Source organism: Nocardiopsis sp. CNZ308 (assembly GCF_004217075.1).
Genome location: NZ_SHKJ01000001.1, coordinates 2,276,959 through 2,302,204, shown reverse-complemented (window position 1 = coordinate 2,302,204; position 25,246 = coordinate 2,276,959). Strand labels below are relative to the sequence as shown.

The window sequence follows — 25,246 nt, the reverse complement described above, 5'->3', positions numbered from 1 at the left end:
CGGTTTGGCGTCCCACCTGCGCGACTTACCGTGTGCGCCGCCTAGCGCAAAGTGCTTAATAATCAGGGGGTTGCCTGTACGCTCAGCTATCTCATACGCTGCTTTACCAACGGCGTTGACCGATACCGGCCATGTTGACGGTCGAGTTATCGCCAGTTATCCACGACCGGTTTCGCCGCGGTATCGGCCAGGGAGGGTCTTCAGGCTCCAGTTGATTTCTTGACCTCTTTAAACCAGTTTGAAGACTGTGTCCGTTCTGTGCTCACCGCATATCTGCGCTGAGGGGTTGAGGATCGACTTCTGTCGACCATTCCCCTTTTTCACGTGTGCTCCCATGAACCCGGCGTCGACGTGTGCCCGGACCTTTGTCCGCACAACCCGCGAACATGCGCAGTGAGCCCTCTTACCGATATCAGACCACCTTGTCTTACAAGACGACTGATCCTGGCCCGAGCGCTGAGTTCTCTTGCCCTCTCAGGAAGGTCGATAAGGGGACCCACATGGAAGCAGTGATGAATCCGGACAGCCACGCCAGCCCCCAGGCGAAGGTCCCCGAAGCCAGACGGAGCCGGTCCGCCGCGGACTCGGCCGGCCGACGGGGTGCCTCGGGAAACCCCACCCGCAGAACGAGCCTCCACCTGCCCGACGGCATGGCCATGGTCGACTGGGAGCGCTGGGGACAGCACATCTTCGTCATCTCCGACGCGTCCGCCTGGTGGCTCGGGGACTGGCTCATCTACGGCCAGGAGAACTACCCCCAGCGGTACAAGCGCGCGATCGAGAAGACCTCCCTCGACTACCAGACCCTGCGCAACTACGCCTGGGTCGCCAGGAAGTTCGTCCCCGCCCGGCGCCGCGAGAAGCTGAGCTTCCAGCACCACGCCGAGGTGTGCGGCCTCCCGGAGGAGGAGCAGGAGCGCTGGCTGGCCGAGGCCGAGGCGGGCCGCTGGTCCCGCAACGAGCTCCGCCGCCGCATCCGCCTCAAGGCCCGGGGAGTGGACCCCGCACGGGAGACCATATACGTTCAGGTGCCCATTAACCCAGAGCGGAAGAGGCAATGGCAGGAAGCCGCCGAGAGTTCTGGTATGAGTTTCCCGGAGTGGGCTTCCAAGGCCTTGGACATGGCTGCCAAGAAAATGATTGAGGTCGGCTGAGCCGAGATCCCGGGTCCGTTGCGGCCCCGCCGTTTATTCTGACTCCCCCCGTGGGAAAGCTCCCGCCGGCGATTCTTCTGGTGTGCCGGAAACCGGTACGGAGCCGGGTGGTCGCCGCGCGGGGGCCACCCTTGCTGACACGATCCAGGCGCCCGGTTCTCCCGGCCGCGGGCGACCTGAAAACGGAGGAACACATGACGACCTATGTCTGGGGCTACCTGGAGGAGTACGAGAAGGAAAGGGAGGACATCCTCGACGCCGTGGACAAGGTGTTCAAGTCGGGGAAGCTGATCTGGGGCCCCTCCCTGGTGGCCTTCGAGGAGGAGTTCGCCCAATACCACGGCGTGGCGCACTGCGCTGGCGTCGACAACGGCACCAACGCCATCGTGCTCGCCCTGCGCGCCCTGGGCGTCGGTGAGGGCGACGAGGTCATCACCGTGTCGAACACGGCCGCGCCCACGGTCCTGGCCATCGACCTGGTGGGGGCGCACCCGGTCTTCGTCGACATCGACCCGGACACCTACCTCATGCGCGTGGACCAGGTCGCCGCGGCGATCACCGAGCGCACGCGCTGCATCCTGCCGGTCCACCTGTACGGGCAGTGCGTGGACATGGCCCCGCTGGAGGCGCTGGCCGCCGAGCACGGCCTGGTCGTCCTGGAGGACTGCGCCCAGGCGCACGGAGCCACCCACCACGGGCGCGTGGCGGGCTCCATGGGCCACGCCGCCGCCTTCTCCTTCTACCCGACGAAGATCCTCGGCGCCTACGGCCACGCGGGCGCGACGATCACCAACGACCCGGAGGTCGACGCCGCCCTCCGGCGCCTGCGCTACTACGGCATGGACCAGGAGCGCTACTACGTCGTCACGCCGAACGGGCAGAACAGCAGGCTCGACGAGGTCCACGCGGAGATCCTGCGCCGCAAGCTCGGCCGTCTGGACGAGTACATCGAGGGCCGCAGGGCGGTGGCCCGCGCCTACGACGAGGCGCTCGCCGACACGGACCTGGTCCTGCCCGCGACGGCGCCCGGGAACGAGCACTCCTACTACCTCTACGTGGTCCGCCACCCCGAGCGGGACCGGATCATCGAGGAGATGAAGGCCCACGACGTCGCCCTCAACGTCAGCTACCCGTGGCCCGTCCACACGATGTCCGGCTTCGCCCACCTGGGCTACGAGACCGGGAGCCTGCCGGTGACCGAGAAGCTGGCCCACGAGATCTTCTCGCTGCCGATGTACCCCTCGCTGCCCCGGCAGGAGCAGGACCGGATCATCGAGGCCCTGACCAAGACCCTGGCCAGGCTGTGACCGGTTCCGGGGACGGAGCCCGGTTCGCGCTCTCGGCGTCGGACCGGGCGGTGCCGCTGGTGTCCGACGCCGAGTTCGCCCGGTGGTGGGAGAGCAGGCCCCGGCACGAGCTGCTCTCCGTCGAGCGGGTCGGCTTCGACCACACGCGCAGCTGGTCCTTCTCCGCCGGGACCGGGGACCTCGTCCACGAGAGCGGCGGCTTCTTCTCCGTCCGGGGGCTGCGCGTGGCCTCCGGCGGGGCGGTGGTGCACCAGCCGGTCATCGACCAGCCGGAGATCGGCATCCTGGGCATCCTGGTCAAGGAGTTCGACGGGGTGCCCCACTTCCTGATGCAGGCCAAGTTCGAGCCCGGCAACGTCAACCTCCGCCAGATCTCGCCCACCGTGCAGGCCACGCGCAGCAACTACACGGGGGTCCACGGAGGCCGGGCCACCCCCTACGTGGAGTACTTCCGCGCTCCGCGCCGCGGCCGTGTCCTGGTGGACGTGCTCCAGTCCGAGCAGGGCGAGTGGTTCTGGCGCAAGCACAACCGCAACATCGTCGTCGAGGTGGGCCCCGACGAGGAGGTCCCCGAGCACGAGGACTACCGGTGGTTCACGCTCCGGCAGATCCACGGGATGCTGCGCCGGGACAACCTCGTCAACATGGACGCCCGCACGGTGCTGTCCTGCCTGCCGGTGGCCCGCGGGGAGGGGCCGGAACCCGCGGACCCCTTCGACCGGGCGCTCGCGCGCTCCTACGGGGACGGCGCGCTGCATCCGATGACCGGTGTGGTCAGCTGGTTCACCGAGGCCAAGACGGTCGTGGACTGGCGCTCCGAGCTGCTGCCGCTGCCTCGGGCCGAGGGGTGGCGCAGGACCGGGGACGAGATCTCCGGCGGCCCCGGGTTCCGGATCATCATGGTCTCGGTCTCGGCGCGCATCCGCGAGGTCGCGTCCTGGACGCAGCCCCTGCTCGCCCCCGAGAGGCACGGGTTCGCCGCCTTCCTGGTGCGCGAGATCGGAGGCGTGCTCCACGTCCTGGTCCGGGCACGCGCCGAACCGGGGACCCTCGACCGCGTCGAGATCACCCCGACGGTGCAGTACTCGGCCTCGGCGGAGGCCCTGGGCCGCCCGGAGCCCTTCGCCGCCCAGGCGGAGTCGCCGCCGGCCCACCGCGTGCGCTACGACGCCCTGCTCTCGGAGGAGGGCGGGCGCTTCCACCACGCCCAGACCAGGTACCGGATCGTCGAAGCCGACCCGGACCTGCCCGCGGAGGTCCCCCCGGACTTCCTCTGGGTCACCGTCGCCCAGCTCATGGAGCTGGTCCGGCACGGCCACTACCTCAACATCGAGGCGAGGACCCTCCTCGTCTGCCTGCACACCCTGGGCTGAGGGCGGGGCGCGCCCCGCCCGGCCCGACCGGGAGGAAGTACCGCACATGCGCGTGCTCGTCGTCAGCCAGGCGGAGAAGACCCACCTGCTGGGCCTGATCCCGCAGGCGTGGGCGCTGCGCGCCGCCGGGCACGAGGTCCGGGTGGCCAGCCAGCCCGCGCTGGTCCCCGTCGCGGCGCGCACCGGGCTGCCCGCCGTCCAGGTGGGCCGGGACCACCTCTTCCACCAGCTGCTGACCACGTTGAAGGGCCTGGGCTTCGGCGACAGCCGGGGCTTCGACATGACCAGGAGCGATCCGGAGGCGCTGGGCTGGGACTACCTGCTCGACGGCTACCGCGAGTTCGTCCGGCTGTGGTGGCATCCGGTCAACACGCCCATGCTGGACGACCTCACCGACCTGTGCCGCTCGTGGCGCCCCGACCTGGTCCTGTGGGAGCCGACCACCTTCGCCGCGCCGGTGGCGGCCCGGGCCTCGGGCGCGGCGCACGTCCGGGTCCTGTGGGGGCTGGACGTGTTCTCCCGCACCCGCCGCCGGTTCCTGGAGCGCGCCGCCGCGCTGCCCGCCGCCGACCGCGAGGACCCCCTCGCCGACTGGCTGGAGCGCAGCGCCCGGCGCGTGGGCGCCGACTTCTCCGAGGACCTGGTCCGGGGCCAGGCCACCCTGGACCCCTATCCGCCGGGTGTGCGCCTGGACCCCGAGGAGGGCGTGCGCCACATCCCCCTGCGCTACGTGCCCTACAACGGGACCGCGGTGGTGCCCGACTGGCTGCGCTCCCCGGGCGGGCGCAGGCGGGTCTGCCTGACCCTCGGCTCGGCCGTGCCGGAGAAGTTCGACGACCGCTACCGGCTGCCCCTCGCGGAGCTGCTGGAGTCGATCGCCGGGCTGGACGTGGAGGTCGTCGCCACCCTGTCCGCCGAGCAGAGAGCGCGGGCCGCAACCCTGCCGGACAACGTCCGGGTGGTGGAGCACGTGCCGTTGCACGCGCTCATGCCCCACTGCGACGCGGTGGTCCACCACGGGGGAGCCGGGACCTTCTGCACCGCGGTGTTCCACGGTGTCCCGCAGCTCGTCCTCCCCGAGTTCTCCATGGCCCAGTACGTCTTCGACGAACCGCTGCTCGCCGAGCGGATCACCGGGTTGGGGGCGGGCCTCACGCTGGCGGGAGCCGGGATGACCGGCGGGGAGGTCGCCCTCCAGGTCGGGCGCCTGCTCGACGAGCCCCGCTTCGCCGAGGGCGCGCGCGTGCTCCGCGACAGGGCGCACGGGATGACCAGCCCGGCCGGACTCGTCCCGGTGCTGGAGGAGCTGGCCGCCGAGGGCCGAAGCGCCTGAGAACGGCGACGCCGTGTCCGCCGCCGGAGCGGACACGGCGTTCCCGCCGGGGTCACGCCCTGTCGGGCGCCCCCTTCTGCTCACGGATCCTCTCCGCCACGAACCCGGCCAGGTCCTCGAAGCTGCTGCCGGTGAACTCCGACATGTCCTCCAGGAGGGACACGTTGTAGACGTCCTCCAGGGCCAGCACGAGCTGCACGATCGAGAACGAGTCCAGGTCGCTCGTCTGCGAGGGCTCGGGGAGGTCGAACTGGGGCTCGTTCGACGTGAACATCAGGACGGTCATCGCCTGGACCTTGATCTGGGACAGGATCTCGCTCTGGTCTACTGCGGCCATCGTTGTCGAACCTCTTCTCTGGTGTGGTGGGGTGGCGTCCTCAGCCCGCGTCGGGCCCCTGGGAGAGACGCTGGACGAACTTGGCTCCGTAGCGTTCCCAGCGCTCGCGCTGGATGACGAAGTGGGAGGCGGACTCCAGGCCCGGGGGCCGCCGCGGGGGCTCCGACTCGGTCACCATGGTCGGGTGGTCGCGCAGGCCGTTCGCCCGCTCGCCGACGGACCAGAAGCGGACCTCGTCCACCGGCCACGCGCGGAAGGCGCGGTCCACGGTCAGCACCGTGGCCTCCAACGCGATGCCGACGGCGTTGGCCCCCTCGTCCACGACCACGTCCACCTGGACCCACCGCTCCTCCGGGTCCAGGCGCGAGAGCGAACAGAACCCCAGGACGGCGCCGGTGGCGGGGGCGACGGCGAGGAACTGCTCCGCCGCGTCAGCGGCGTCGCGGGGGAGCGGCCTGACGAGGTCGTCCATTCCCGGGAATTCGGGGACGCCCCTCTCCGCCAATGCGCTGACGGCGGCGGCCGCGCCCAGGTTCTCAACCGGTCGGAGCCTGACTCTGCGTGTTTCCACGGTATTTTCTGGCACGCTCTCCTGCCTCAACTTTTTGTCGGTTCGCAGCCGTTCCGTTCCTGCCGTGTGCCGGAAGGGGGAGGATTCCCGAAAACGGGGACGGAGGGAATGGGGACGTATCGGGGGTTCCCGCCGCCTGTCCCGCCAGCGGGACAGGCGGGGCGGCTCCGGTTACCTTAGCCGCCTTGAGGGCTCCGTTCTGGCAGGTACGGGCGGTCCCGTCCCCGCCGCCGCCCCGCCCGGCCCCGGCTCCCGCCGCATCCCGCCAGGTGCGCCCGCCATTCCCCGCCGCGGGGGCGCCGTCAATTTTCCCGGACTCGGGGAAAGGGGCCCTCGGGGATATGGGAAGGAAGCGGCGGGGCGGGCGCTGTTATCGTGAGACGACCCCGGCACAAAGCCGGGTCGGATCGCGGTGCGGGCCCGGGACGAATGCCTCGGGCAGCCCGGGATTCCTTTCTCCTGAAAGGTGAAAAAATGGCCGTGAGCGATGTTCTCGACCTGCAGTCCCTGGAGGCGGAGACCCTCGTGGAGGAGGGCGCCTTCCTCAACAGCGGTGCCAGCCTCGTGAGCTGCAGCTGACGCCCTCCCACCGGGCGGTGACGGACCGGTCCGCCTGATCCGCCGCCGCCCCCGGAGAAGGGGTGCCGCGTCCGGCCACGCCGGGCGCGGCACCCCGCCGGGGCCCGCCTACCTGGTGACCGCGGCGCGGAAGCGCCAGACGCCCAGCGCCAGGAGGACGGCGGCGTACCCGAGGAGCACGCCCACGTGCGGGAGCACGTCCACGAGCGAGGCCTGGTCGCGGACCAGCGCGCTGAACGCGTCGTAGCCCCAGGCGTGCGGGGTCAGGAACGCGACGGTGGTCATGGTGTCGCCGAAGGACTCCAGCGGGAGCATGGTGCCGCCGAGCGCGCCCGCCCCGAGGCTGATGCCCACCGCCGCCGCCAACGCGCCGCCCTCGGTCCTCGCCAGACTGCCGAGCAGTAGCGAAGCACCGCTGCTGACCAGGCAGAACGCGGTCACCACCAGCGAGGTGGCGAACAGGTTCCCCCACGCGACGCCGAACAGCAGGGCCGACCCGAAGAGGATCAGCAGGGCCTGTGTCAGGGCGATGAGGAACCTGCCCAGCGCCTCGCCGAGGACGATGGACCCCGCCGAGGTGGGGGAGGCGTACAGGCGCCGCAGGACCCCCGAGCGCCTGGCCTGGACGATGCCCAGCGACGTCGTCAGCGCCGTGATGAAGGTGTAGAGCAGCAGCAGCGGAGGGGCCGCCAGGCTGTGCGAGGAGACGCCCTCGGGGAACGTGGCCTCACCCGCGGTGACCACCTCCACCCGGACGCCGGACACCTCGGTCTCCTCCGCGTCCGCCAGGCGCTCCTCGAACCCGTCGTCGCGGACGCTCTCCGTGACCCGGGCGGTGCTCAGCAGCGCCGACTCCTGCGCCACCACGGAGCGGACCCAGGTCCCCACGTCCGCGGCGGCCCAGTCGTTGCCGCGCGTGACGAGCTCCAGCTCGACCTGCCCGCCGTCGCGCACCAGGTCCCCGTAGTCGTCCGGGACCACCAGGCCCGCCTGGACGTCCCCGGCCTCCACCAGGTCGCGCATCTCCGTCTCGTCCAGACGCAGGACGTCGATGCGCTCGTCCTCCTCCAGGGCGCCCACGAGGCGTTCGGCGAGCCCTCCGCCGGAGGGCGCGACGACGCCCAGGACCGGCTTCCCCTCCCCGTACATCAGCCCCATCATGAAGACCATCAGGAAGGGGAGCAGCAGGACGAAGAAGATGTTCGTCCGGTCGCGGAAGACGCGGCGTACGTTGAGGACGCCGATGGTCAGCGATTTCATGAGTTCACCATCCGTCCCATACGGAACAGCGCGACGGTCGAGCCGACGAGGCCGAGCGCGAGCAGGACCGCGCACGGCAGGAGGACCGAGCCGACGCCTCCCGCCGAGAGCTCGCCCAGGCCGAGCAGGAACCACCGGTGGGGGGTCAGGTAGCTGACGACCGCCAGCGCGTTGAGCTGCGAGATCGGGAACAGCGCTCCACCGAACGCTCCGAGCAGCATCGCCAGGACCGAGAGCCAGTTGGCGGCCTGTTCCGAGCTGCGCGCGAAGCTCGCCACGGCGGCGGTGAGCCCGATGACGGCCAGCACGCCCGTGGTGATCAGTGCAGCCGCGCCCAGCGGGTCGCCCCAGTCGGCGCCGAAGAACAGGGTCGTCGCGACGGCCAGGACCGCCATGTTCGCCAGGCCGATGAGCAGTCCGCTGGAGAGCTTCGCGACCAGGATCGCCCCCCGCGGGATCGGGCTGGCCAGGAGGCGCGCCAGGGTCCCGCCCGCCTTCTCGTCGAAGATGCTGGTGACGCTGAACATCGCCGCGAAGAAGACGAAGAAGAACGCCATGGAGGCCGAGTAGTAGGTGGCGGTGCCCAGCTCCCGCCACTCCAGGTCCGCGTCCTCGACCACCGTCAGCGGCGGCCGCGCCGTCTCCGCCTCCTCCAGGAGCCGGGCCGCGGCGGCCGGGTCGGGTTCGGAGTCGAAGCCGGTGGCGATCGCGAGGCGGATGCGGTGGTGCTCGGTGGCGTAGGCGCGGCCGATCTCCCGGGCGATGTGGGTGGCCACGGGGGAGTCGGCGTCGCCGACGACGGTGAGGACCGCGTCCTCGCCCGCCTCCAGCGACTCGGTGAAGTCCTCGGGGATGAGGAAGGCCGCGTCGGCGTCCCCCGCCTCGACCGCCTCGCGCGCTTCGCGCTCGGAACCGGCCTCGGACAGCTCCAGCACCCCGTCGTCCTCCAGGGGGCGCAGCGCCTCGTCGACGAAGCCCCCGCCGAGCGATCCGGAGTCGCCGTCGACGACCACGTACTCCGAGCTCGTCCCCTGGGACGTCCCGTCGCCGAGCAGCATGTTGAAGAAGAAGGCCACCCCGAGCGGCAGGAGCAGCCCGAAGACCAGCAGGCTGCCGTCCCGCAGCCGCTGGCGCACGTCCTTGGCGACGATGGCCGCGGTCATGGAGAGGGCGTTGGTTCCGTTCGCCATGGCTACTCCCGGAGTCCCTTCCCGGTCAGGCGCAGGAAGACGGCTTCCAGGTCCGGCTCCTGGACCTCGACCGACCTGATGCCTGCGCCCTCCCGCGTGAGGGTGTCGAGGATGCGGGGCAGGACGTCCCGGGCGTCGGGCGTCAGGAGCCTGATCCGGTTCCCCTCGCAGGTCGCCTCGTCCACGCGGTCCAGCGCGCGCAGGGCGCCGAGCAGCCTCTCGCCGGGGGAGTCCAGGGTGACCAGGACCGTGTCGTCCTCGCCCACCTGGGCGACCAGTTCGCGTTGCGTGCCCTCGGCGCGGATGCGGCCGCCCTCGATGATGCCGACGCGGTCGCAGAGGCGTTCGGCCTCCTCCATGTAGTGCGTCGTGTAGAGCACGGAGACGCCGCCCCGCGTCAGGGCGTCCACGCTCTCCAGGATGGAGTTGCGGCTCTGGGGGTCCACGCCGACCGTCGGTTCGTCGAGGATGAGGAGCCTCGGGTTGTTGAGCAGTCCGAGGCCGATATTGAGCCTTCGGGCCATTCCTCCGGAGAATTTGGATACGGCCTCACCGGCGCGCTCGGAGAGGCCGACCGTTTCCAGGACCTCCTCCGTCCGACTGCGCGCCTCCGAGGAGGAGAGTCCGTACATGCGCGCGAAGAAACGCAGATTGTCGCGTGCGCTGAGGTCGTGGTAGAGGGCGAGTTCCTGGGGGACGAACCCGATGAGGGACTTGCTTTTCCTGTTCGTGACGCTGTGCTCGACGCCGTCCACGAGGATCGTTCCGGCGTCCCGGCGCAGGATGCCGGTGATCATGCCGATCGTGGTGGACTTTCCCGCTCCGTTGGGTCCCAGCAGGCCGTAGGTCTCCCCCTCGTCGATGAAGAAGCTGACGTCGTCGACCGCCAGGTTCTTCCCATATCTCTTGCTCACTCCTTGGACTTCCAGGATGGGCACGGGCCCTCCTCGCTCCTCTGTGCCTTCGCGGTCCGCCGGGCGGTCGGCTGTTTCGCGCGTTCCTCCCCGACGCGGCCGCGCCCTTTCCGCGCCGCCTTTTCTCCGTGGCGTTCCGCGGTCCGGGCCAGTGAACCACAGAAAGTGTCCGTTTATGTTCCGGTTGTTTTCGATGTGGCGTTTCGGCCTGGTTTCATTTGCTTCGGAATGCGGGCCGGCGCGCGGTGAGGGTGCGGGCGAGGTCGGCGGGGGTGGGCATGGCGTCCATGCGTGCCCGCAGGGCGCGGGCGGCGCCTGTGTGGCGGGGGTCCTCCAGGAGGGCGCGCACGCCCTCGGTGACGGTGGCGGCGTCCATGCGGTCGGGGTCCACGACCAGCGCCGCGCCCTCGGCCGCGACCGACGAGGCCAGCAGGGGTTCGTCGAAGGTGGGCCGGGGCGAGACGAGCTGCGGGACCCCGTGGGCCAGACCGGTCAGGACGGTGCCCGTCCCGCCGTGGGTGATCATGGCGGCGCAGGTGGGGGCCAGGGCGTGCAGGGGCACGTACTCGACCAGGCGGGCGTTGCCGGGGACAGTGCCGAGTCTTTCCTGTTCGCGGGCGGGCAGGGTGGCCACCACCTCCACGTCCAGCTCGGCCAGACCCTCCAGGACCGAGGCCACGTCCACCCCGAACCTGCCCAGCCACGCCGCCGTGCTGGTGCCCAGGCACAGGGCCACGCGGGGGCGGGCGGGGGGTGTGCGCAGCCAGTGGGGGACGACGGCGCGTCCGTTGTAGGGCACGTAGCGCACCGGCAGGTAGTCCAGGTGCGGGGGCGTGTCCACGCGCAGGGACGCGGGGATCTGTTCGACGGTGGCCTGGCCGTGGACCAGGGTCTCGGAGAAGTCCACGCCGTGCCGGGCGGCCCTGGCCCCCAGCCAGTCGGCCAGGGGGTCCTCGCGTTCGGAGGCGGGCCGCTCGCCCATCCGCGCCAGGAAGCGCGCGCGCACGGCGCCGAACACGTCCGCGCCCCAGGGGTAGCGCACGTGCGCGGCCCCGCAGGCCTCGGCGGCGATCGCCGCCGAGAAGGTGATGGGCTCCCACACGACCAGGTCGGGGCGCCACTCGCGGCAGAAGGCGACCAGGTCGTCGACCATGGGGTCGTTGACCATCCGCCACCACCAGGTGACGACCTGCCGGTACTCCTCCAGGGTCTCCTCCCAGGAGCCCTCCGGCCCGCCCCGGCCGTACACGGAGAAGAGGGGGACGCCTCCCCGCATCCCGTCGAAGGAGGACCGGGCGGTGAGATGGCGCCAGAACCCGTGGTCGCGCCCCACCGCGACGAACGGCACGCCCGTCTCCCGCACCACGGGCTCCAGCGCGGGCTGGCTGGCCACCCGCACCTCGTGCCCGGCGGCGCGCAGCGCCCACGCCAGGGGCACCAGGCTCAGGAAGTTCGTCTTCTCGGCGAGGGACGCCACGACGACGCGCACGGTCGCTCTCCTGGGGGTCGTTGGTCGGTGGGGGCACCGAGGTGTGGAGGGCGCGGAGCGGGGGCCGCTCCGGCGGAAGCGCCATGTCTACCAGTTCCGGACGAGGGGGCGGAGGCGGCGCGTGGGCGGTCCGGCGCCGACCGGGGTTGGACGGGCCGACGCGTACTCCCCTAGTCTTCCGACGCGTTTCGAGGAGGGGACGGGACATGCGTGTGCTCTTGGCCGCGGCCGCGGAGAAGCCGCACTTCCTCGGCATGGTTCCGCTGGCGTGGGCGCTGCGCGCCGCGGGCCACGAGGTGCGGGTGGCCAGCCAGCCCGCGCTGGAGCCCGTCGCGGCGGGGGCGGGACTGCCCTTCACCGCCGTCGGCAGGGACCACGCCTTCTGGCGCACGATGAAGGCCTTCGACCTCCACGACACCCTCGACGACGTCCCGCTGTTCGGCCGCGTCACCGACCCCTACGAGCGGGTCCCCTGGGAGTACCTCCTGGAGGGCTACCGCCGTGTGGTGCCGTGGTGGTGGCGGATGGTCAACGACCCCATGGTCGACGACCTGGTCGCCTTCTGCCGCGAGTGGCGCCCCGAGCTGGTGGTCTGGGGTTCGGTGAGTTTCGCCGGGGCGATCGCCGCGGAGGCGTGCGGGGCCGCGCACGTGCGCTACCTGTGGGGGGCCGACATCTTCGCCCGCACCCGCGCGCGCTTCCTGGCGCGGATGGGCGAGCGGCCCGCCTCCGAGCGCGAGGACCCCCTGGCCGCGTGGCTGGGGGCCAGGGCCGCCCGGTACGGCGTGGACTTCTCCGAGACCCTGGTCCACGGCCAGGCCACCATCGAGCAGGTGCCCTCCCCCCTCAGGGTGGACACGCCCCCGCACCTGGAGTACCTGCCGGTGCGCTACGTGCCCTACAACGGACGCGCCGTCGTCCCCGATTGGCTGCGCACACCCCCCGCCCGCCCCCGCGTCTGCGTCACCCTGGGCACCACCCTCATGGGTCAGGACCGGGGCGGGGACGTGTTCCGGGACCTCCTGGAGGGTCTGGCCGAGCTGGACGTGGAGGTCGTGGCCACCCTGCCCGCCCGCGAACAGGCCAAGCTCGGCACCGTCCCCGGCAACGCCCGCCTGGTCGAGTACGTGCCCCTGCACGCCCTGGCCCCCACCTGCGCCGCCATGGTCGACCACGGGGGGTGGGGGACCGTGCTCACGGGACTGGACGCGGGGGTGCCGCAGGTCATCGTCCCCAGCTGGTTCGACGATCCGATGCTCGCCGACATGCTCGCCGCGCAGGACGCGGCTGTCTCCGTCCCCCACCGGACCATGACCGCCGGGGACGTCAGCACGGCGGTCTCCCGGCTTCTGGAGGACCCGGCCCTGGCCCGGGGCACCGCGCGCGTGCGCGACGCGATGCGCGCGATGCCCTCGCCGTCCGACCTCGCCGACGCGCTCGTCCGCCGGGCGAGGGGCTGACGCCCGGCGCGCACGCGCTCAGACCGGGGAGTGGGCGGCGGCCTCGCGGACGCGTTCGACCAGGCCGGCGAGGGCCAGGACCGGCGCCGCGTCCACGGCGGCCCGCCCCCGCACACCGTCCGCGAACGCCGTCAACAGGTTGCGGAACTGGTGGTCGGCCTCCAGGGACAGGTTCTCGGTCCCCTCGTCCGTGCGCAGCTCCAGGGTGGGGCGCAGCGTCTCGGGAGGTGTGAAGGCCCGGTCCAGCCGCAGGGTCCCCTTCTCCCCCCAGACGGTGTAGGTGTTGCGGTAGTGCATCCCGAAGCCGAATCCGAGCTGCACCGCGACCCCGCCCGGACCCGAGAGCAGCACCGAACCCCGCGCGTCCACCCCCGTGTCCGGCGCGTGGTCCAGGAAGCCGCCGCGCACGCGGAGGTCGTCGCCCAACAGGAACTGGGCCAGGCCCAGCGGGTACACGCCCACGTCGAGCAGCGCTCCGCCGCCCAGCGCCGGGTCGTGCCTGATGTCCCCCGGAGCGCGCGCCGGCACGCCGAACTCGCACATCAGCGCGCGCGTGCGCCCCACCGCGCCGCGTTCCAGCAGCCGCCTCAGCTCGTGGTGCTGGGAGTGGTGCCGGAAGGCGAAGTTCTCCATGACGGTCAGGCCGCGCCGACCGGCCTCGGCGACCAGCTCGGCCGAGGTCCGCTCGCCGACGGTCAGGGGCTTCTCGGACAGGACGTGGAGCCCGGCCTCCAGGGCCCGGCCCACCCATTCGTGCCGCAGCCCCACCGGGAGCGGCATGTACACGGCGTCCAGGTCCGGACGCGCGAGCAGGTCGGCGTAGCCGGTGACGGCCTCGCAGCCGAAGCGCTCGGCGAACCCGCGCGCCTTGGCGGGGTCGCGGCTGGCCACGGCGACGAGCTCCACCGAGGGCGTCACCGCCACGGCGGGCAGAACGCGCCTCCAGGCGATGTCGGCGCAGCCGACCAGTCCGAGCCGTACCGGCGCTCCCGTACCCCCGAGCGTCGAGGACACACGACCTCCCTCGTGTCGACCGCTGCCGAGACACCGGTGGCGGCGGCAGCCGGCCACGGACTCGGCGCGGCCATACTGCCAGAGCCGCGGCGGGCGGGGGCGCCGCCGTCCGTGCCGGAGGGCGGACCCCCTCCTGACGGGGGTGGTGCCGCACGGCGCTTCCCCTATTCTTTCGGCGCTGTACCCGGGCCCGGAGGCCGGGAGGGTCCGGTGTCCGCGGAAGCGGCCGGAGGGGTCCGCTCCCGTCCGGGCCGCGAGCCCAGGAGGGAAGTACCACGTATGGCGACGAGTGACGAGGCGGCGGCGGTTCTCGATGCGGTCCGTGAGCACCACCGGTCCACCCGCACCGAACGCGAGTTCGTTCCGGGGGTGACGGAGATCTGGCCCTCCGGGGCGGTCCTGGACGAGGAGGACAGGGTGGCCCTGGTCGCGGCCGCCCTCGACATGCGCATCGCGGCGGGCCCCAGCGCACGCCGCTTCGAGTCCGCGTTCGCCCGCAGGCTCGGAAGGCGCAAGGCCCACCTCACGAACTCCGGCTCCTCGGCCAACCTGCTCGCGCTGTCCTCCCTGACCTCGCACCTGCTGGAGGACCAGCGGCTGCGCCCCGGCGACGAGGTCGTCACGGTCGCCGCCGGGTTCCCGACGACCGTCAACCCGATCCTCCAGAACGGGCTCGTACCCGTGTTCGTGGACATCGAGCTGCGCACGTACAACACCACGGTCGAAAGGGTGGAACGGGCCATCGGCCCCCGCACCCGGGCGATCATGGTCGCCCACGCGCTGGGCAACCCGTTCGAGGCGCGGGAGATGGCGCGCCTGGCCGAGGAGCGCGACCTGTTCCTGATCGAGGACAACTGCGACGCCGTGGGCTCCCTCTACGACGGGCAGGTGACGGGCTCCTTCGGCGACCTGTCGACGGTCAGCTTCTACCCGGCGCACCACCTCACCATGGGCGAGGGCGGCTGCGTGCTCACGTCCAACCTCATGCTGGCCCGTGTGGTGGAGTCCATGCGCGACTGGGGGCGGGACTGCTGGTGCGAGCCCGGTGAGAGCGACACCTGCCGCAAGCGCTTCAGCTACCAGCTCGGGACCCTGCCCCCCGGCTACGACCACAAGTACACGTTCTCCCACGTGGGCTACAACCTGAAGGGGACCGACCTCCAGGCGGCGCTCGGGCTGAGCCAGCTCGACAAGCTCGACTCCTTCGGCGAGGCCCGGCGCCGCAACTGGCGCCGGATGCGGGAGGGCCTGGACGGGCTTCCGGGCCTGATCCTGCCGGAGGCCACGCCCAACAGCGATCCGAGCTGGTTCGGCTTCGTGGTCACCGTGGACCCCGGGGCGCCGTTCGACCGGGCCGAGCTGGTCCACTTCCTGGAGTCCCGGCGGATCGGCACCCGCCTGCTCTTCGCGGGCAACCTGACCCGGCACCCCGCCTACCTGGACCGGCCGCACCGCGTGTCCGGAGACCTGGAGAACAGCGACATCGCCACGGAGCGGACCTTCTGGACCGGGGTCTACCCCGGGCTCACGGACGAGATGATCGACTACGTGGTCTCCTCGATCACCGAGTTCGTCAAGGAACGGCACAAGGGCGTCCTCTGACGCGGTGCCGGGCGCCCCGGCCGCCGTCTCGGCGGCCGGGGTTTTCCCTTTTTCGGGGTATTCGCATGGCTTTTTGCTGTTATCCGGGGCCCTGGTCTCGGGTCGGCGCGTCTCCTCCCCGGGGTGGAGGCACGGGGCGGCGCGGTCCCGGCCACGGGCGACCGCGCCGCAGCCGTCGTGTCGGGTGGGTCAGGGAGAAACGCAGGTGGAAGCGGGTCCGTTTCCCGGAACGCGGGCATTCGCGCTCCTCCTTCGGGTGGGCGCCTCCTTTGCGCGACCCCCGCCCCCGGGGACGGGGGGTCGTCCCTCGGGGGGCCGTGAATTCGCCCCGAAGGAGGAAGGGAAAATGGTCCGCGTGAATGAAGACCGCGGCGCGGACGGAGCCTAATGTGTATTTCACACCAGGCGTTACCGACAAAACGGTCGCCATGAGTCGTGAAAGGCATTCCCCATGGCCACTTCCGCCAGCAGCCGCCCCGAGATCAACCTCGACGTCGACGCCGAGACCTTCGAGACCCCGGGCTCGGGCCAGTCCGTCGAGAACAGCGGCGCCGAGGCCCCCGGCCCGATCACCTTCGGCACCACCTGCTGGGGCACCCCCTGCCCGAGCGCCAACACCATCTCCTGCTAGGGGGTGGACCCGCAGTCCCCACAGAGGCCGTGGGCGGCACTCGGCCGTCCGTAACGGTGGAACCCCGTCCCTGATCCACCGCGGCCCGGCACGACCACGCCCGGGGCGGCGGTCGCCCGGCGACCGCCGCCCCGCGGCGCATCCACAGGTGTTTTCCGTACCTTCCGCGAGCGCGGCGCCGCGGGCGCGGACTCCGGCCGAGGAGGCAGTCCCCCATGCACGACGACACAGCGCAGGACCGCGAGGAGACGCCGCTGGACGCCGCGCCGCCGCTGGGCCTGCTGGAGTACCTCGACCTGACCGAGGGCCGACCCGTCCGGGACAAGCGCGACACCGCCTTCGCCTCGGCCCTGCTCGCCGAGCGGCTGGGCTACAGCCGCGTCTGGCTGCCCGAGCACCACGCCTCCGGCGTGCCCAGCACCAACCCGCTGCTGCTGGCCGCCGTCCTGGGCAGCCACACCCGGCGCGTGCGCGTGGGCACCGCCGTCACGCTGTCCAGGATCCGCGACCCCCACCTGACCGCCGAGGACGTCGCCGCCGCCGCGCACTTCTGTCCCGACCGCCTCGACGTCGGGTTCGGCCGGGGCGACGTGAGCGGGGGAGCGGCCGAGGACCTGGCCCACCTGCGCGAGCGCGGCGAGGACGTCGGCGCCGTCATCGACGCGACCGTCTCCCTCCTGCGCGGGGGCGCGGAGTGGGTCGATCCGGTGGACACCGGGTTCCAGCTCTGGTCGCACGGCGCCGGGAACCGCTCCGCGGAGATCGCGGCCAGGACCGGCACCCACTACTGCCACGCCCTGTTCTTCAACACCGACGTGGACGCCTGCGTCAGCACGCTCAGGGCCTACCGCGCGGCCCGCCCCGGCGGGCGCACGGCCGTGGCCCTGGCCCTGGTCGCCAACGACGACCCCGCCACGGCGCGCGCCGACAGCCTGCGCCAGGGCGTGCGGGTCAACTGCGCGGGCACGGCCGACCAGTGCGCCGAAGCGGTCCACCGCGTCCTGGCCATCACCGGCGCCGACGAGGCGGTCGTCACCGAGCTGTCCAGCGACCCGGAGGACCACCTGCGCGCCGTGGAGGAGGTCTTCGCCGCCGTGCGCCGCCGCGCGGCCCCTCCCGTCGGAGCCGCCCCCGCCGGGAGCGCCGTACCCGCCGGCGACACCGCGCACGCCGTCGGAGCCGACCCCTCCGCGACCGCCGCCACGGGGAGCGGTGCCCGGTGAGCGGGCCGGACTTCGGCCTGGTCCGCGTCCCCCTGCTCAGCGTCGAGGAGTCCGCCCGCATGGTCGCCGCGGGCGACGTCCACGACCCCGTCGCAGCCATGGCCGTCGACCTGGCCGCCGACCCCCACCTGCGCACCGCGTCCGCCTCCGAGGAGCGCGCCCGCGCCACCCTGCTGCGCTATCTCGCGCGCATGGGCGGTCGCGCCACCCCCTACGGGCTGTTCGCCGGAACCGCGCCGCTGTCGGTCGGGGACCGCCGCGACCTGGAGGCCGACCGGCGCGACCGGCACCGCGTGCGGGTGCGCGTGGACGTGCGCGCCCTGGAGGAGACGGTCGCCGACGCCCTCGCCGACGCCGACCCCGACCACGTCCCCCTGAGGCTCAACCCCCTGGCCGGGGTCGGCCCCTCCGCCGTGCGCTTCGCCGCCCCGGGCGACGCCACCGCGGCCGTGGTGAGCGTGCGGCGCACCGAGGCCATCGACACCGCCCTGGAGGTCCTCGGCGGAGCCGAGATGAGCACAGCCGACCTCGCCGACGCGCTCGCCGAGCGGCTGCCCGGCGTGGAGCCCGACCGCCTGCGCGCCTTCGTGCGCGGACTGCGGGACAGGGGTCTGCTCCAGCCCTCCGACGGCCTGATCGCCCCCGGCGACGAGCCCGCCGACCGGGCCGTGCGCCTCCTGGACGCCGTCGGCGACCGCGACCGGGCCGCCGCCGTGCGCGTCCTGCTGGCCGACGCCGCCGGGGAGCGCCCCTTCGAGCCGGGGCTGCGCGACCGTCTCGACACCGCCTGGGACCGCGCCGCCCACCACGCGCCCGCCCTGGCCCGGACCGGGTACGCCGAACGCTTCGACCTGCACCCCGAACTCGCCATGCGCGCCGCCAGCCTGGACCGGCGCACCGTCGCCGACCTGCGCTCCGCCGTGCGCCGCCTCGCCGCCCTCTCCTCCCCCGGCGGCGGACCCGGCTTCGACATGGCCTCCTTCCGCGCCGCCTTCGCCCAGCGCTTCGAGGACGCCGAGGTGCCGCTGCTGAGCGCGCTGGACCTGGAGTCGGGCGTGCTGCGGCCCGCCCAGCGCGGCGCCTCCGAACTCGCCGCCAGGGCGGGCCTGCGCACCGGCTCCCGCCCCGCCGAACCCACCGTCAACCCCGAGCTGCTCGACCTGCTCGGACGCTGGACCGCCGACGGCGGCCACCTCGACGGCGGCTCCGTGGACATCGCCCACCTGCCCGAGGCCGACACCGACGGCTCCCGCGCGCTGCTGGCCGTCCTGCTCGGCGACGCCGACCCCTCCTCCCACGACGGACCGCACAGCATGCTCGTCGGCGGGGTCGGCCGCGCCCCCCACGCCCTGGCGGCCCGGTTCGGCCTCCACCGCCCCGCCGTCGCCGACCGCGTCCGGGAGCAGGTCGACCGCGCCCGCGGGCGGCACGGCGCCGCGGACCCCGAGCGGAACCCCCTCCACGCCGAACTCGTCTACCACCCGGGCGGACGCATCGGCAACGTCCTGGTGCGCCCCCGCGTGCTGGACGAGACCATCGCCCTGACCGGCGCCCACGCGGGCACCCTGCACCTGGACCGGCTGCTCCTGCGCCTGTGCCCGGACGGCTTCCGCCTGCGCGACGCCCGCACCGGCCGACCCGTCCTCGTGGAGCTCAACACCGCCCACAACGTCGACTTCCACGGCCTGGACCCGGTCTACGCGGTGCTGGGCCACCTGGCCACGTCCGGGGGAGCGGGCTGGTCGTGGGGACCGCTGGCCCGTCTGCCCCACCTGCCCCGCGTCACCTGCGGCCGGGTCGTGGTCGCCCCCGAGCGCTGGCTGCTGCGCCCCGGGGACGTCGCCGCGGTCCTGTCCGCGCCCTCCCCGGCCGCCGCGCTGCGCGACCGCCTGCCCGGCCTGGGCGGGCGCACCTGGGTGGGCACCGGCGAGTACGACCACGTGCTCCCCGTGGACCTGCGCGAGGACGCCTCGGTGCGCGCCGCCCTGGCGCGCACCGGCGACCGCGACACCGCCTTCGTGGAGATGCCCCAGGCCGAGGCGCCCGCCGTGCGCGGCCCCGGCGGGGGCCACGTCGCCGAGGTGGTCGTGCCCACCGGACCCGTCCTGCGCGAACCGCCCGGCACCGGCGCGGGGACGGCCCTCCTGGACCGCGGCCACGGCCGGGCCTGGGTCTACGCCCGCCTGTACTGCGGGCACGCCACCGCCGACCAGGTGGTGGCGCGCGCCCACCGGCTCTCCTCGGACCTGCGCGCCGCGGGGGAGGCCGACCAGTGGTTCTTCCTCCGCTACCAGGACGGGGACGGCTACCACGTGCGGGTGCGGGTCCGCCCGGCCGAACCCGCCGCACGGCCCGGCGTGCTGACCGCCGTGGACGCCCTCGGAGCCCGGCTGGCCGCCGAGGGCCTGGTCAGCAGGGTCGTCCTGGACGAGTACGTGCCCGAGGTGGCGCGCTACGGCGGCACCGAGGGCCTGCGGGCGGCCGAGGGGCTGTTCACCGCCTCCAGCGACCGCGTCGCCGCCGCGCTGCCGGAGCTGGCCGACGAGTCCGACCGCCTCTACCGGGCGGTCGCCGACGTCACCCACTGGTGCACCGAGCTGTTCGCCGCCTTCGACGAGCGCGAGGAGTTCCTGCGCGCGTGCCAGGGCGGCCTGGACGTGGCCCCCACCCGCGAGGGCAACCGCCTCGGCAAGTTCGCCCGCGCGCACGAGGCCGCCCTGCGCGCCCACGTGGAGGGGGTCCGCCCCGACGAGGACGTGGCCAAGGCCCTGGGCGCGCTGGCCGCCGCGCTGGCGCCCGGGACCGGGACCCGCGGCCGGTGGTCGGTGTTCGGGTCGGCGCTGCACCTGCACCTGAACCGGACCTTCGCCTTCGACGCGGTGCGCATGGAGTACCTGGCGCACGAACTCGCCCGGCGCCACCTGCGCCGTCTGCACGCACTGGAGGGCAGGAAACGATGAACGACGCGGACACACTGGACCTGGCGCGACGGTTCCTGGACGACATGGACGCCCAGGTGCGCGAGAACCCCACGTTCCCGCTGCTGCTGGACCAGGCCGTGGCCCGGATGGAGTTCACCCGCGCCCTCGGCGAGGACCACCGCGCGGAGGACGCCTTCCACGAGGCGATGGGCCTGCTGCGCTCCGGCGGCGGCACCGGCCCCTGGCTCTACCGGGGCGCCGCCCAGGCCGGGTGGACCGCGCTCCGGCTCGCCCGGGAGCGCGGCACCGAGCCGTCCGGACTGGGCGCCGTGGACGACGCCGTCCTGCGGTGGATCGCCGACTACCCCGCCGAGGGCGAGGTCGATCTGCCCATGGGCGTGCTGGGCCTGGGCGCCTACGCCCTGGCCCACCCCGACGCCGGGTTCCGCGACAAGGCCACCTCCGGCGTCCTGGACGTGGTCGAGGAGCGCGCCGAACGCGACGGCGACGGCCTGTTCCTGCGCCTGGGCGACTCCCCGGCGCGCCGCGCCGACCAGTCCGCGGGCTGCCGGGTGCTCGGCGCCGCCCACGGCACCGCCGGACTGGTGTCCTACCTCGCCTCGGCCGCCGGGACGGCCGCCGCCCCGCGCGCACGCCCGCTGCTCGACGACTCCGTGCGCTGGCTGCGCGCCCAGCGCGGCGACTTCTCCCACGCCGTCTTCCCGCACCGCGTCGAGACGCGCTACACGCCCGCCCGCGCCACCTGGTGCTCGGGAGACCCCGGTATCGCCCTGGCCCTGACCGCGGCCGCCGGGGTCACCGGGGACCCGCGCGACGCCGCCCTGGCCCGCGCCACCGCTTCGGCGGTCGCCACCCGGCCCGAGCGGGACTGCGGGATCACGGACGGGTGCGTGTGCCACGGTGCCGCCGGACTGGTCTGGTTCGGCCGCCGCGCCCACGACGACCACGGCCTGCCCGAGGGGCTGGAGTGCGTCCGGCGCTGGACCGGCTGGCTCGCCGAGCGGCGCGCCGAGGGGCCGCTGACCTACTTCAACCCCGCCGGGATGATCCGCGACGCCTCCTTCCTCGAAGGGGACGCGGGCGTGGCCCTGGCACTGCTGTACGCGGCCACCGGGACGCGGCCCGCGTGGGAGCAGCTCGTCCTGGCGCGCCCCGTCACACCGGAGGTCTGATGCCCGCCTCCCCGCCGACCGGAGCGCCCGCCGCCCGGGGCCGCCACTGGGTCCTGCGGCTGCTGTCCGCCTGCCGCCGCCACCCGGGGCTGGCCGCGGGGGTGGCCGCGGCGGCCGTCCTGGGGACCGGGCTGACCGCGCTGGCGCCGCTGGCCGCCCAGATCGCCGTGGACGACGCGGTCCAGGGGCGCACGGACCGGATCGGCGTGCTCGGGCTCGCCCTGCTGGGAGCCGCCGCGCTCCAGTTCGCCGGGGCGTTCGCCCGCCAGTTCCTGTCCGGCAAGCTGGCCCTGGGAGTCCAGCACGACCTGCGCACGGCCGTGTTCGACTCGGTCCAGCGGCTCGACGGCGGCAAACAGGACACCCTGCGCACCGGTCAGGTGATGTCGCGCGCGGGCACCGACCTGCAACTGGTCCAGGGGCTGCTGGCCACCGCGCCGCAGGCCCTGGGCGGCCTCGTGCTCATCGTGTTCGCCTTCTCCGCGATGCTGTGGCTCTCCCCCGCGCTCACCGTCGTGGCCGCGGCCGTCGTGGTCTCCTTCGTCGTGGTGACGGCGCGCGTGAGCAGGCGCATGCCGCCCGCGACCATGGCCGTGCAGCGCCGCACCGCCGAGATCGCCCAGCACGTCGAGGAGACCGTGACCGGCGTCCGCGTCGTCAAGGCCTTCGGACAGGAGGAGCGCGAGACCCGGCGCCTGGCCGACCTCGCCGCCCGCCTGTTCGGCGAGCGCATGCGCGTGGCCCGCATGCAGGCGGCTCCCAGCGCCACCCTCGGCGTGCTGCCCTACCTCGGCCAGGCCGCCGTGCTGGTGGTGGGCGCGTGGCTGGTCGCGCGCGGCGAGGTGTCCCTGGGCGCCCTCGTCGCCTTCTCCGGGTACATGGTCACCCTCACCGCGCCGTCGGCGTCCCTGTCCAACCTGGTCATGAGCGCCCAGCTCGTGCGGCCCGCGGCCCTGCGCGTGTTCGACCTCGCCGACTCCCGCCCCGACGTCACCGACGCGCCCGACGCCGCCGACGTGCCCGAGGGGCCGGTCGGCGTGGAGCTGGACGGCGTGCGCTTCGGCTACACCCGCGACTCCACCGTGCTCGACGGGCTGTCCCTGAGCGTGCGCCCGGGCGAGACCCTGGCGCTGGTCGGCCCCTCCGGGTCGGGCAAGTCCACCGTCTCGCTGCTGCTGCCGCGCTTCTACGACACCACCGGCGGCGCCGTGCGGATCGGCCCGCCCGGCGGCGCGGTGGACGTGCGCTCGCTGCGCCTGCGCTCGCTGCGCGCCGCGGTCGGCGTGGCCTTCGAGGAGCCGTTCCTGTTCTCCGGCTCGGTCGCCGACAACATCGCGTACGGACGCCCGCACGCCACCCGCGAGCAGGTCCGCGCGGCGGCCCGCGCCGCCGGGGCCGACGAGTTCGTCCGCGCGCTCCCCGACGGCTACGACACCCCCGTGGGAGAGCGCGGCCTGACCCTGTCCGGCGGCCAGCGCCAGCGCGTGGCCCTGGCCCGCACGCTCCTGGGCGACCCCCGCGTCCTGGTGCTGGACGACGCCACCTCGGCCGTGGACGCCGCCACCGAGGCCGCCATGGTCGCCACGCTCGCCGACGTCACCGCCGACCGCACCGTCCTGCTCGTGGCCCACCGCAGGTCCACCCTCGCCCTCGCCGACCGGATCGCGGTGCTCGACGGGGGCCGGGTGGTGGACGTGGGCACCGAGGCGGAACTGACCCGGCGCTGTCCGCTCTTCGCGCGGCTGTGCGCCGGGGACGGGGGCGGCGTCGAGGAACCGGCCCCGGCCCCCGAGGGCGGCGGCTCCCCCCTGTGGCCCGAACCCGTGCCGGAGGCGACCGACCCCGACGAGGCCGCGCTGCCCGCCGCCGACGACCGCCCCGCCGAGCGCCTGGGCCGCACGCCGCCGGAGGAGCCCGGAGCGCGCTTCGGCGTCCGCCGGGTGCTGGCCCCCGTCCGGGCCCTGCTGACCCTCGCCGTCCTGCTGGTCCTGGCCGACGCCCTGGCCACCACCGCCCTGCCCGTGGTGCTGCGCTGGGGCCTGGACCGGGGCGTCGCCCCCGGCGACGCGGGCGTGGTCGCGGCCGTGGGCGCGGCGGCCCTGGCCCTGGTGGCGGTCAACTGGTGGATCCTGGCCCTCCAGCCCCGCGTGGTCACCCGGACCGGGGAGAGCGCCCTGTACGCCCTGCGCCTGCGCGTCTTCCGGCACCTGCACCGGCTCGGCGTGGACTTCCACGAGCGCGAGCGCGGCGGCGGGACCATGACCCGCATGACCACCGACGTCACCGCGCTGTCCACGTTCGTGGAGAGCGGGCTGACCATCGTCGTGGTCAACGGCGCCACCGTGCTGGGGATGGTCGTGGCGATGCTGGTGCTGGACCCGGGCCTGGCCCTGGTCGCCCTGGCGGTCCTGCCGGTGCTGCTCGCCGCGACCCTGTACTTCCGCCGCTGCGTGTCGCTGGCCTACCACCTGTCCCGGGAACGGATCGGGGAGGTCAACGCCGACCTCCAGGAACAGGTGGCGGGGGCGCGCGAGTCCCAGGCGGCCGGGGCCGAGGACGGCGCGAGCGAGCGCTTCGCCGCCCTGTCCGACCGCTACCGCAGGACCCGGCTGACCGCCCAGCGCCACATCGCCCTGTACTTCCCGTTCGTCACCCTGCTCGGGGACGTGTCCACCGCCGCCGTCCTCGGGGCGGGCGCGTACCGGGTGGCGGAGGGCACCCTGTCGGTGGGCGTCCTGACCGCGTTCCTGCTCTACCTGGGGATGTTCTACGCCCCGTTCCAGCAGCTGTCGGTGGTCTTCGACAGCTACCAGCAGGCGCGCGTGGGCGTGGACCGCATCGGCGGACTGCTGCGCACGCCGCCCACCGCCGCGGCCTCCCGGCGCGCGGTCCCCGCACCGGTCCGGCGGGGCGGCGGCCGCGTGCGCCTGGAGGGGGTCGGCTTCGCCTACCCCGGCGCGGGCGGGCCCGCCCTGGCCGACGTCACCCTGTCCGCCGACCCGGGCGAGACCGTGGCGCTGGTCGGCGAGACCGGCGCCGGGAAGTCCACCGTGGTCAGGCTCATCGCCCGCTTCCACGACCCCGACCGGGGCGCGGTCCTGGTGGACGGGACGGACGTGCGCGACCTCGACCCGGCCGAGCACCGGCGCAGACTCGGGGTGGTCCCCCAGGAGCCCCACCTGTTCACCGGGACAGTCGCCGACAACGTGCGCTACGGACGCCCCGGGGCCAGTGACCGTGAGGTGGAGGAGGCCGTGCGCGCGGTCGGCGCCCTGGACGCCGTGGCGGCCCTGCCCTGGGGGATGCGCCATCCGGTCGGCGAGCGCGGGCGCGGCCTGTCCACCGGGCAGCGACAGCTCGTCGCGCTGGCGCGGGCGCAGCTGGTGGACCCCGACGTGCTGCTGCTGGACGAGCCCTCCGCGGGGCTGGACCCGGGCACCGAGCGCGCCGTGCTGACGGCGATGGACCGCCTGTCCCGGGGGAGGACGACCTTCGTGGTCACCCACAGCCTGGCGACGGCCGCCCGCGCGGACCGGATCGCGGTGCTCGACGGCGGCCGGGTGGTCGAGACGGGCACGCACGGGGAGCTGTCGGCGTCGGGGGGCGCCTACGCCCGCCTGTGGCGGAGCAGCGGGGCGGGGCCCGTGCCGGTCTGAGGCCGGGCGGCCCCGCCCGGCGCGGGTGTCCCGTCGCCC

Annotated in this window: 19 protein-coding genes; 12 read left to right on the top strand and 7 right to left on the bottom strand. The window is 73.7% G+C overall.

Going from position 1 to position 25,246, the window contains the following annotated elements:
• The first annotated feature begins 500 nt into the window (after positions 1–500).
• The 4 genes from EV372_RS09925 (at position 501) to EV372_RS09910 (ending at position 5,167) form a co-directional block, all read left to right on the top strand.
• Positions 501–1,154, top strand: a complete 654-nt coding sequence (locus EV372_RS09925) for an LmbU family transcriptional regulator (RefSeq protein WP_197044395.1) — start codon at positions 501–503, stop codon at positions 1,152–1,154.
• Between the two features lie 194 nt (positions 1,155–1,348).
• Positions 1,349–2,461, top strand: a complete 1,113-nt coding sequence (locus EV372_RS09920) for a DegT/DnrJ/EryC1/StrS family aminotransferase (protein WP_130395780.1) — start codon at positions 1,349–1,351, stop codon at positions 2,459–2,461.
• Positions 2,458–3,834 carry an NDP-hexose 2,3-dehydratase family protein gene (locus EV372_RS09915; RefSeq protein ID WP_130395779.1) on the top strand — a complete coding sequence of 459 codons (1,377 nt, stop codon included), beginning with the start codon at positions 2,458–2,460 and terminating at the stop codon, positions 3,832–3,834. The genes EV372_RS09920 and EV372_RS09915 overlap by 4 nt, the downstream gene beginning before the upstream one ends.
• A 46-nt stretch (positions 3,835–3,880) precedes the next feature.
• Positions 3,881–5,167 (top strand): activator-dependent family glycosyltransferase, encoded by a 1,287-nt coding sequence (locus tag EV372_RS09910; protein ID WP_130395778.1) that lies wholly within the window; start codon positions 3,881–3,883, stop codon positions 5,165–5,167.
• Between the two features lie 52 nt (positions 5,168–5,219).
• Here EV372_RS09910 and EV372_RS09905 read toward each other — a convergent pair whose 3' ends face one another.
• On the bottom strand, positions 5,220–5,504 hold the full coding sequence (locus tag EV372_RS09905; protein WP_013155699.1) for a hypothetical protein: 285 nt from the start codon (positions 5,502–5,504) through the stop codon (positions 5,220–5,222).
• A gap of 40 nt (positions 5,505–5,544) precedes the next feature.
• A complete protein-coding gene (locus EV372_RS09900) occupies positions 5,545–5,976 on the bottom strand; it encodes a GNAT family N-acetyltransferase (RefSeq protein WP_253795628.1) in 432 nt (143 codons plus the stop codon).
• Between the two features lie 573 nt (positions 5,977–6,549).
• On the opposite strand from EV372_RS09900, the gene EV372_RS09895 reads away from it, so the two are divergent.
• Positions 6,550–6,654 (top strand): hypothetical protein, encoded by a 105-nt coding sequence (locus EV372_RS09895; RefSeq protein WP_013155697.1) that lies wholly within the window; start codon positions 6,550–6,552, stop codon positions 6,652–6,654.
• A 108-nt stretch (positions 6,655–6,762) separates the two neighbouring features.
• On the opposite strand, the gene EV372_RS09890 is transcribed toward EV372_RS09895, so the two are convergent.
• From EV372_RS09890 to EV372_RS09875, 4 genes are all read right to left on the bottom strand, one after another.
• Complete coding sequence (locus tag EV372_RS09890; RefSeq protein WP_130395776.1) at positions 6,763–7,914, bottom strand: ABC transporter permease; 1,152 nt, start codon at positions 7,912–7,914, stop codon at positions 6,763–6,765.
• Complete coding sequence (locus EV372_RS09885; protein ID WP_130395775.1) at positions 7,911–9,104, bottom strand: ABC transporter permease subunit; 1,194 nt, start codon at positions 9,102–9,104, stop codon at positions 7,911–7,913. The genes EV372_RS09890 and EV372_RS09885 overlap by 4 nt, the downstream gene beginning before the upstream one ends.
• 2 nt (positions 9,105–9,106) lie before the next feature.
• A complete protein-coding gene (locus EV372_RS09880; RefSeq protein ID WP_253795624.1) occupies positions 9,107–10,042 on the bottom strand; it encodes an ABC transporter ATP-binding protein in 936 nt (311 codons plus the stop codon).
• A gap of 190 nt (positions 10,043–10,232) precedes the next feature.
• Positions 10,233–11,507 (bottom strand): activator-dependent family glycosyltransferase, encoded by a 1,275-nt coding sequence (locus EV372_RS09875; RefSeq protein ID WP_130395774.1) that lies wholly within the window; start codon positions 11,505–11,507, stop codon positions 10,233–10,235.
• A gap of 206 nt (positions 11,508–11,713) precedes the next feature.
• Here EV372_RS09875 and EV372_RS09870 point away from each other — a divergent pair, with 206 nt between their 5' ends.
• Complete coding sequence (locus EV372_RS09870) at positions 11,714–12,967, top strand: activator-dependent family glycosyltransferase (protein WP_130395773.1); 1,254 nt, start codon at positions 11,714–11,716, stop codon at positions 12,965–12,967.
• Positions 12,968–12,985: 18 nt separating this feature from the next.
• Here the strand turns inward: EV372_RS09870 and EV372_RS09865 are convergent, their stop codons facing one another.
• A complete protein-coding gene (locus EV372_RS09865; protein WP_130395772.1) occupies positions 12,986–13,981 on the bottom strand; it encodes a Gfo/Idh/MocA family protein in 996 nt (331 codons plus the stop codon).
• Between the two features lie 279 nt (positions 13,982–14,260).
• On the opposite strand from EV372_RS09865, the gene rfbH reads away from it, so the two are divergent.
• The 6 genes from rfbH to EV372_RS09835 all read left to right on the top strand — a co-directional run bounded on the left by rfbH (position 14,261) and on the right by EV372_RS09835 (position 25,207).
• Entirely contained in the window at positions 14,261–15,583 is a 1,323-nt protein-coding gene (rfbH, locus tag EV372_RS09860) for a lipopolysaccharide biosynthesis protein RfbH (RefSeq protein ID WP_130395771.1), read from the top strand.
• Positions 15,584–16,034: 451 nt separating this feature from the next.
• Positions 16,035–16,214 carry a hypothetical protein gene (locus EV372_RS09855; protein ID WP_013155689.1) on the top strand — a complete coding sequence of 60 codons (180 nt, stop codon included), beginning with the start codon at positions 16,035–16,037 and terminating at the stop codon, positions 16,212–16,214.
• 215 nt (positions 16,215–16,429) lie between these two features.
• Positions 16,430–17,437, top strand: coding sequence for an LLM class flavin-dependent oxidoreductase (locus EV372_RS09850; RefSeq protein ID WP_130395770.1), 1,008 nt, complete (start codon positions 16,430–16,432; stop codon positions 17,435–17,437).
• Entirely contained in the window at positions 17,434–20,397 is a 2,964-nt protein-coding gene (locus tag EV372_RS09845) for a lantibiotic dehydratase (protein ID WP_130395769.1), read from the top strand. The genes EV372_RS09850 and EV372_RS09845 overlap by 4 nt, the downstream gene beginning before the upstream one ends.
• Positions 20,394–21,551: a lanthionine synthetase C family protein gene (locus tag EV372_RS09840; protein ID WP_130395768.1), complete on the top strand. Its 1,158-nt coding sequence runs from the start codon at positions 20,394–20,396 to the stop codon at positions 21,549–21,551. Before EV372_RS09845 ends, EV372_RS09840 begins: the two co-directional genes overlap by 4 nt.
• The gene (locus EV372_RS09835) at positions 21,551–25,207 is read left to right on the top strand and encodes an ABC transporter ATP-binding protein (protein ID WP_130395767.1); all 3,657 of its coding nucleotides are present in this window, start codon (positions 21,551–21,553) and stop codon (positions 25,205–25,207) included. Before EV372_RS09840 ends, EV372_RS09835 begins: the two co-directional genes overlap by 1 nt.
• The last annotated feature ends 39 nt before the right edge of the window (positions 25,208–25,246 follow it).

Excerpts from the sequence above, each read along its gene's own strand:
- EV372_RS09850 (WP_130395770.1), top strand. The coding sequence starts at position 16,430 with ATGCACGACGACACAGCGCAGGACCGCGAGGAGACGCCGCTGGACGCC.
- EV372_RS09895 (WP_013155697.1), top strand. The coding sequence starts at position 6,550 with ATGGCCGTGAGCGATGTTCTCGACCTGCAGTCCCTGGAGGCGGAGACC.
- EV372_RS09890 (WP_130395776.1), bottom strand. The coding sequence starts at position 7,914 with ATGAAATCGCTGACCATCGGCGTCCTCAACGTACGCCGCGTCTTCCGC.
- EV372_RS09840 (WP_130395768.1), top strand. The coding sequence starts at position 20,394 with ATGAACGACGCGGACACACTGGACCTGGCGCGACGGTTCCTGGACGAC.
- EV372_RS09920 (WP_130395780.1), top strand. The coding sequence starts at position 1,349 with ATGACGACCTATGTCTGGGGCTACCTGGAGGAGTACGAGAAGGAAAGG.
- EV372_RS09835 (WP_130395767.1), top strand. The coding sequence starts at position 21,551 with ATGCCCGCCTCCCCGCCGACCGGAGCGCCCGCCGCCCGGGGCCGCCAC.
- EV372_RS09925 (WP_197044395.1), top strand. The coding sequence starts at position 501 with ATGGAAGCAGTGATGAATCCGGACAGCCACGCCAGCCCCCAGGCGAAG.
- EV372_RS09870 (WP_130395773.1), top strand. The coding sequence starts at position 11,714 with ATGCGTGTGCTCTTGGCCGCGGCCGCGGAGAAGCCGCACTTCCTCGGC.
- EV372_RS09885 (WP_130395775.1), bottom strand. The coding sequence starts at position 9,104 with ATGGCGAACGGAACCAACGCCCTCTCCATGACCGCGGCCATCGTCGCC.
- EV372_RS09910 (WP_130395778.1), top strand. The coding sequence starts at position 3,881 with ATGCGCGTGCTCGTCGTCAGCCAGGCGGAGAAGACCCACCTGCTGGGC.
- rfbH (WP_130395771.1), top strand. The coding sequence starts at position 14,261 with ATGGCGACGAGTGACGAGGCGGCGGCGGTTCTCGATGCGGTCCGTGAG.
- EV372_RS09905 (WP_013155699.1), bottom strand. The coding sequence starts at position 5,504 with ATGGCCGCAGTAGACCAGAGCGAGATCCTGTCCCAGATCAAGGTCCAG.
- EV372_RS09900 (WP_253795628.1), bottom strand. The coding sequence starts at position 5,976 with ATGGACGACCTCGTCAGGCCGCTCCCCCGCGACGCCGCTGACGCGGCG.
- EV372_RS09855 (WP_013155689.1), top strand. The coding sequence starts at position 16,035 with ATGGCCACTTCCGCCAGCAGCCGCCCCGAGATCAACCTCGACGTCGAC.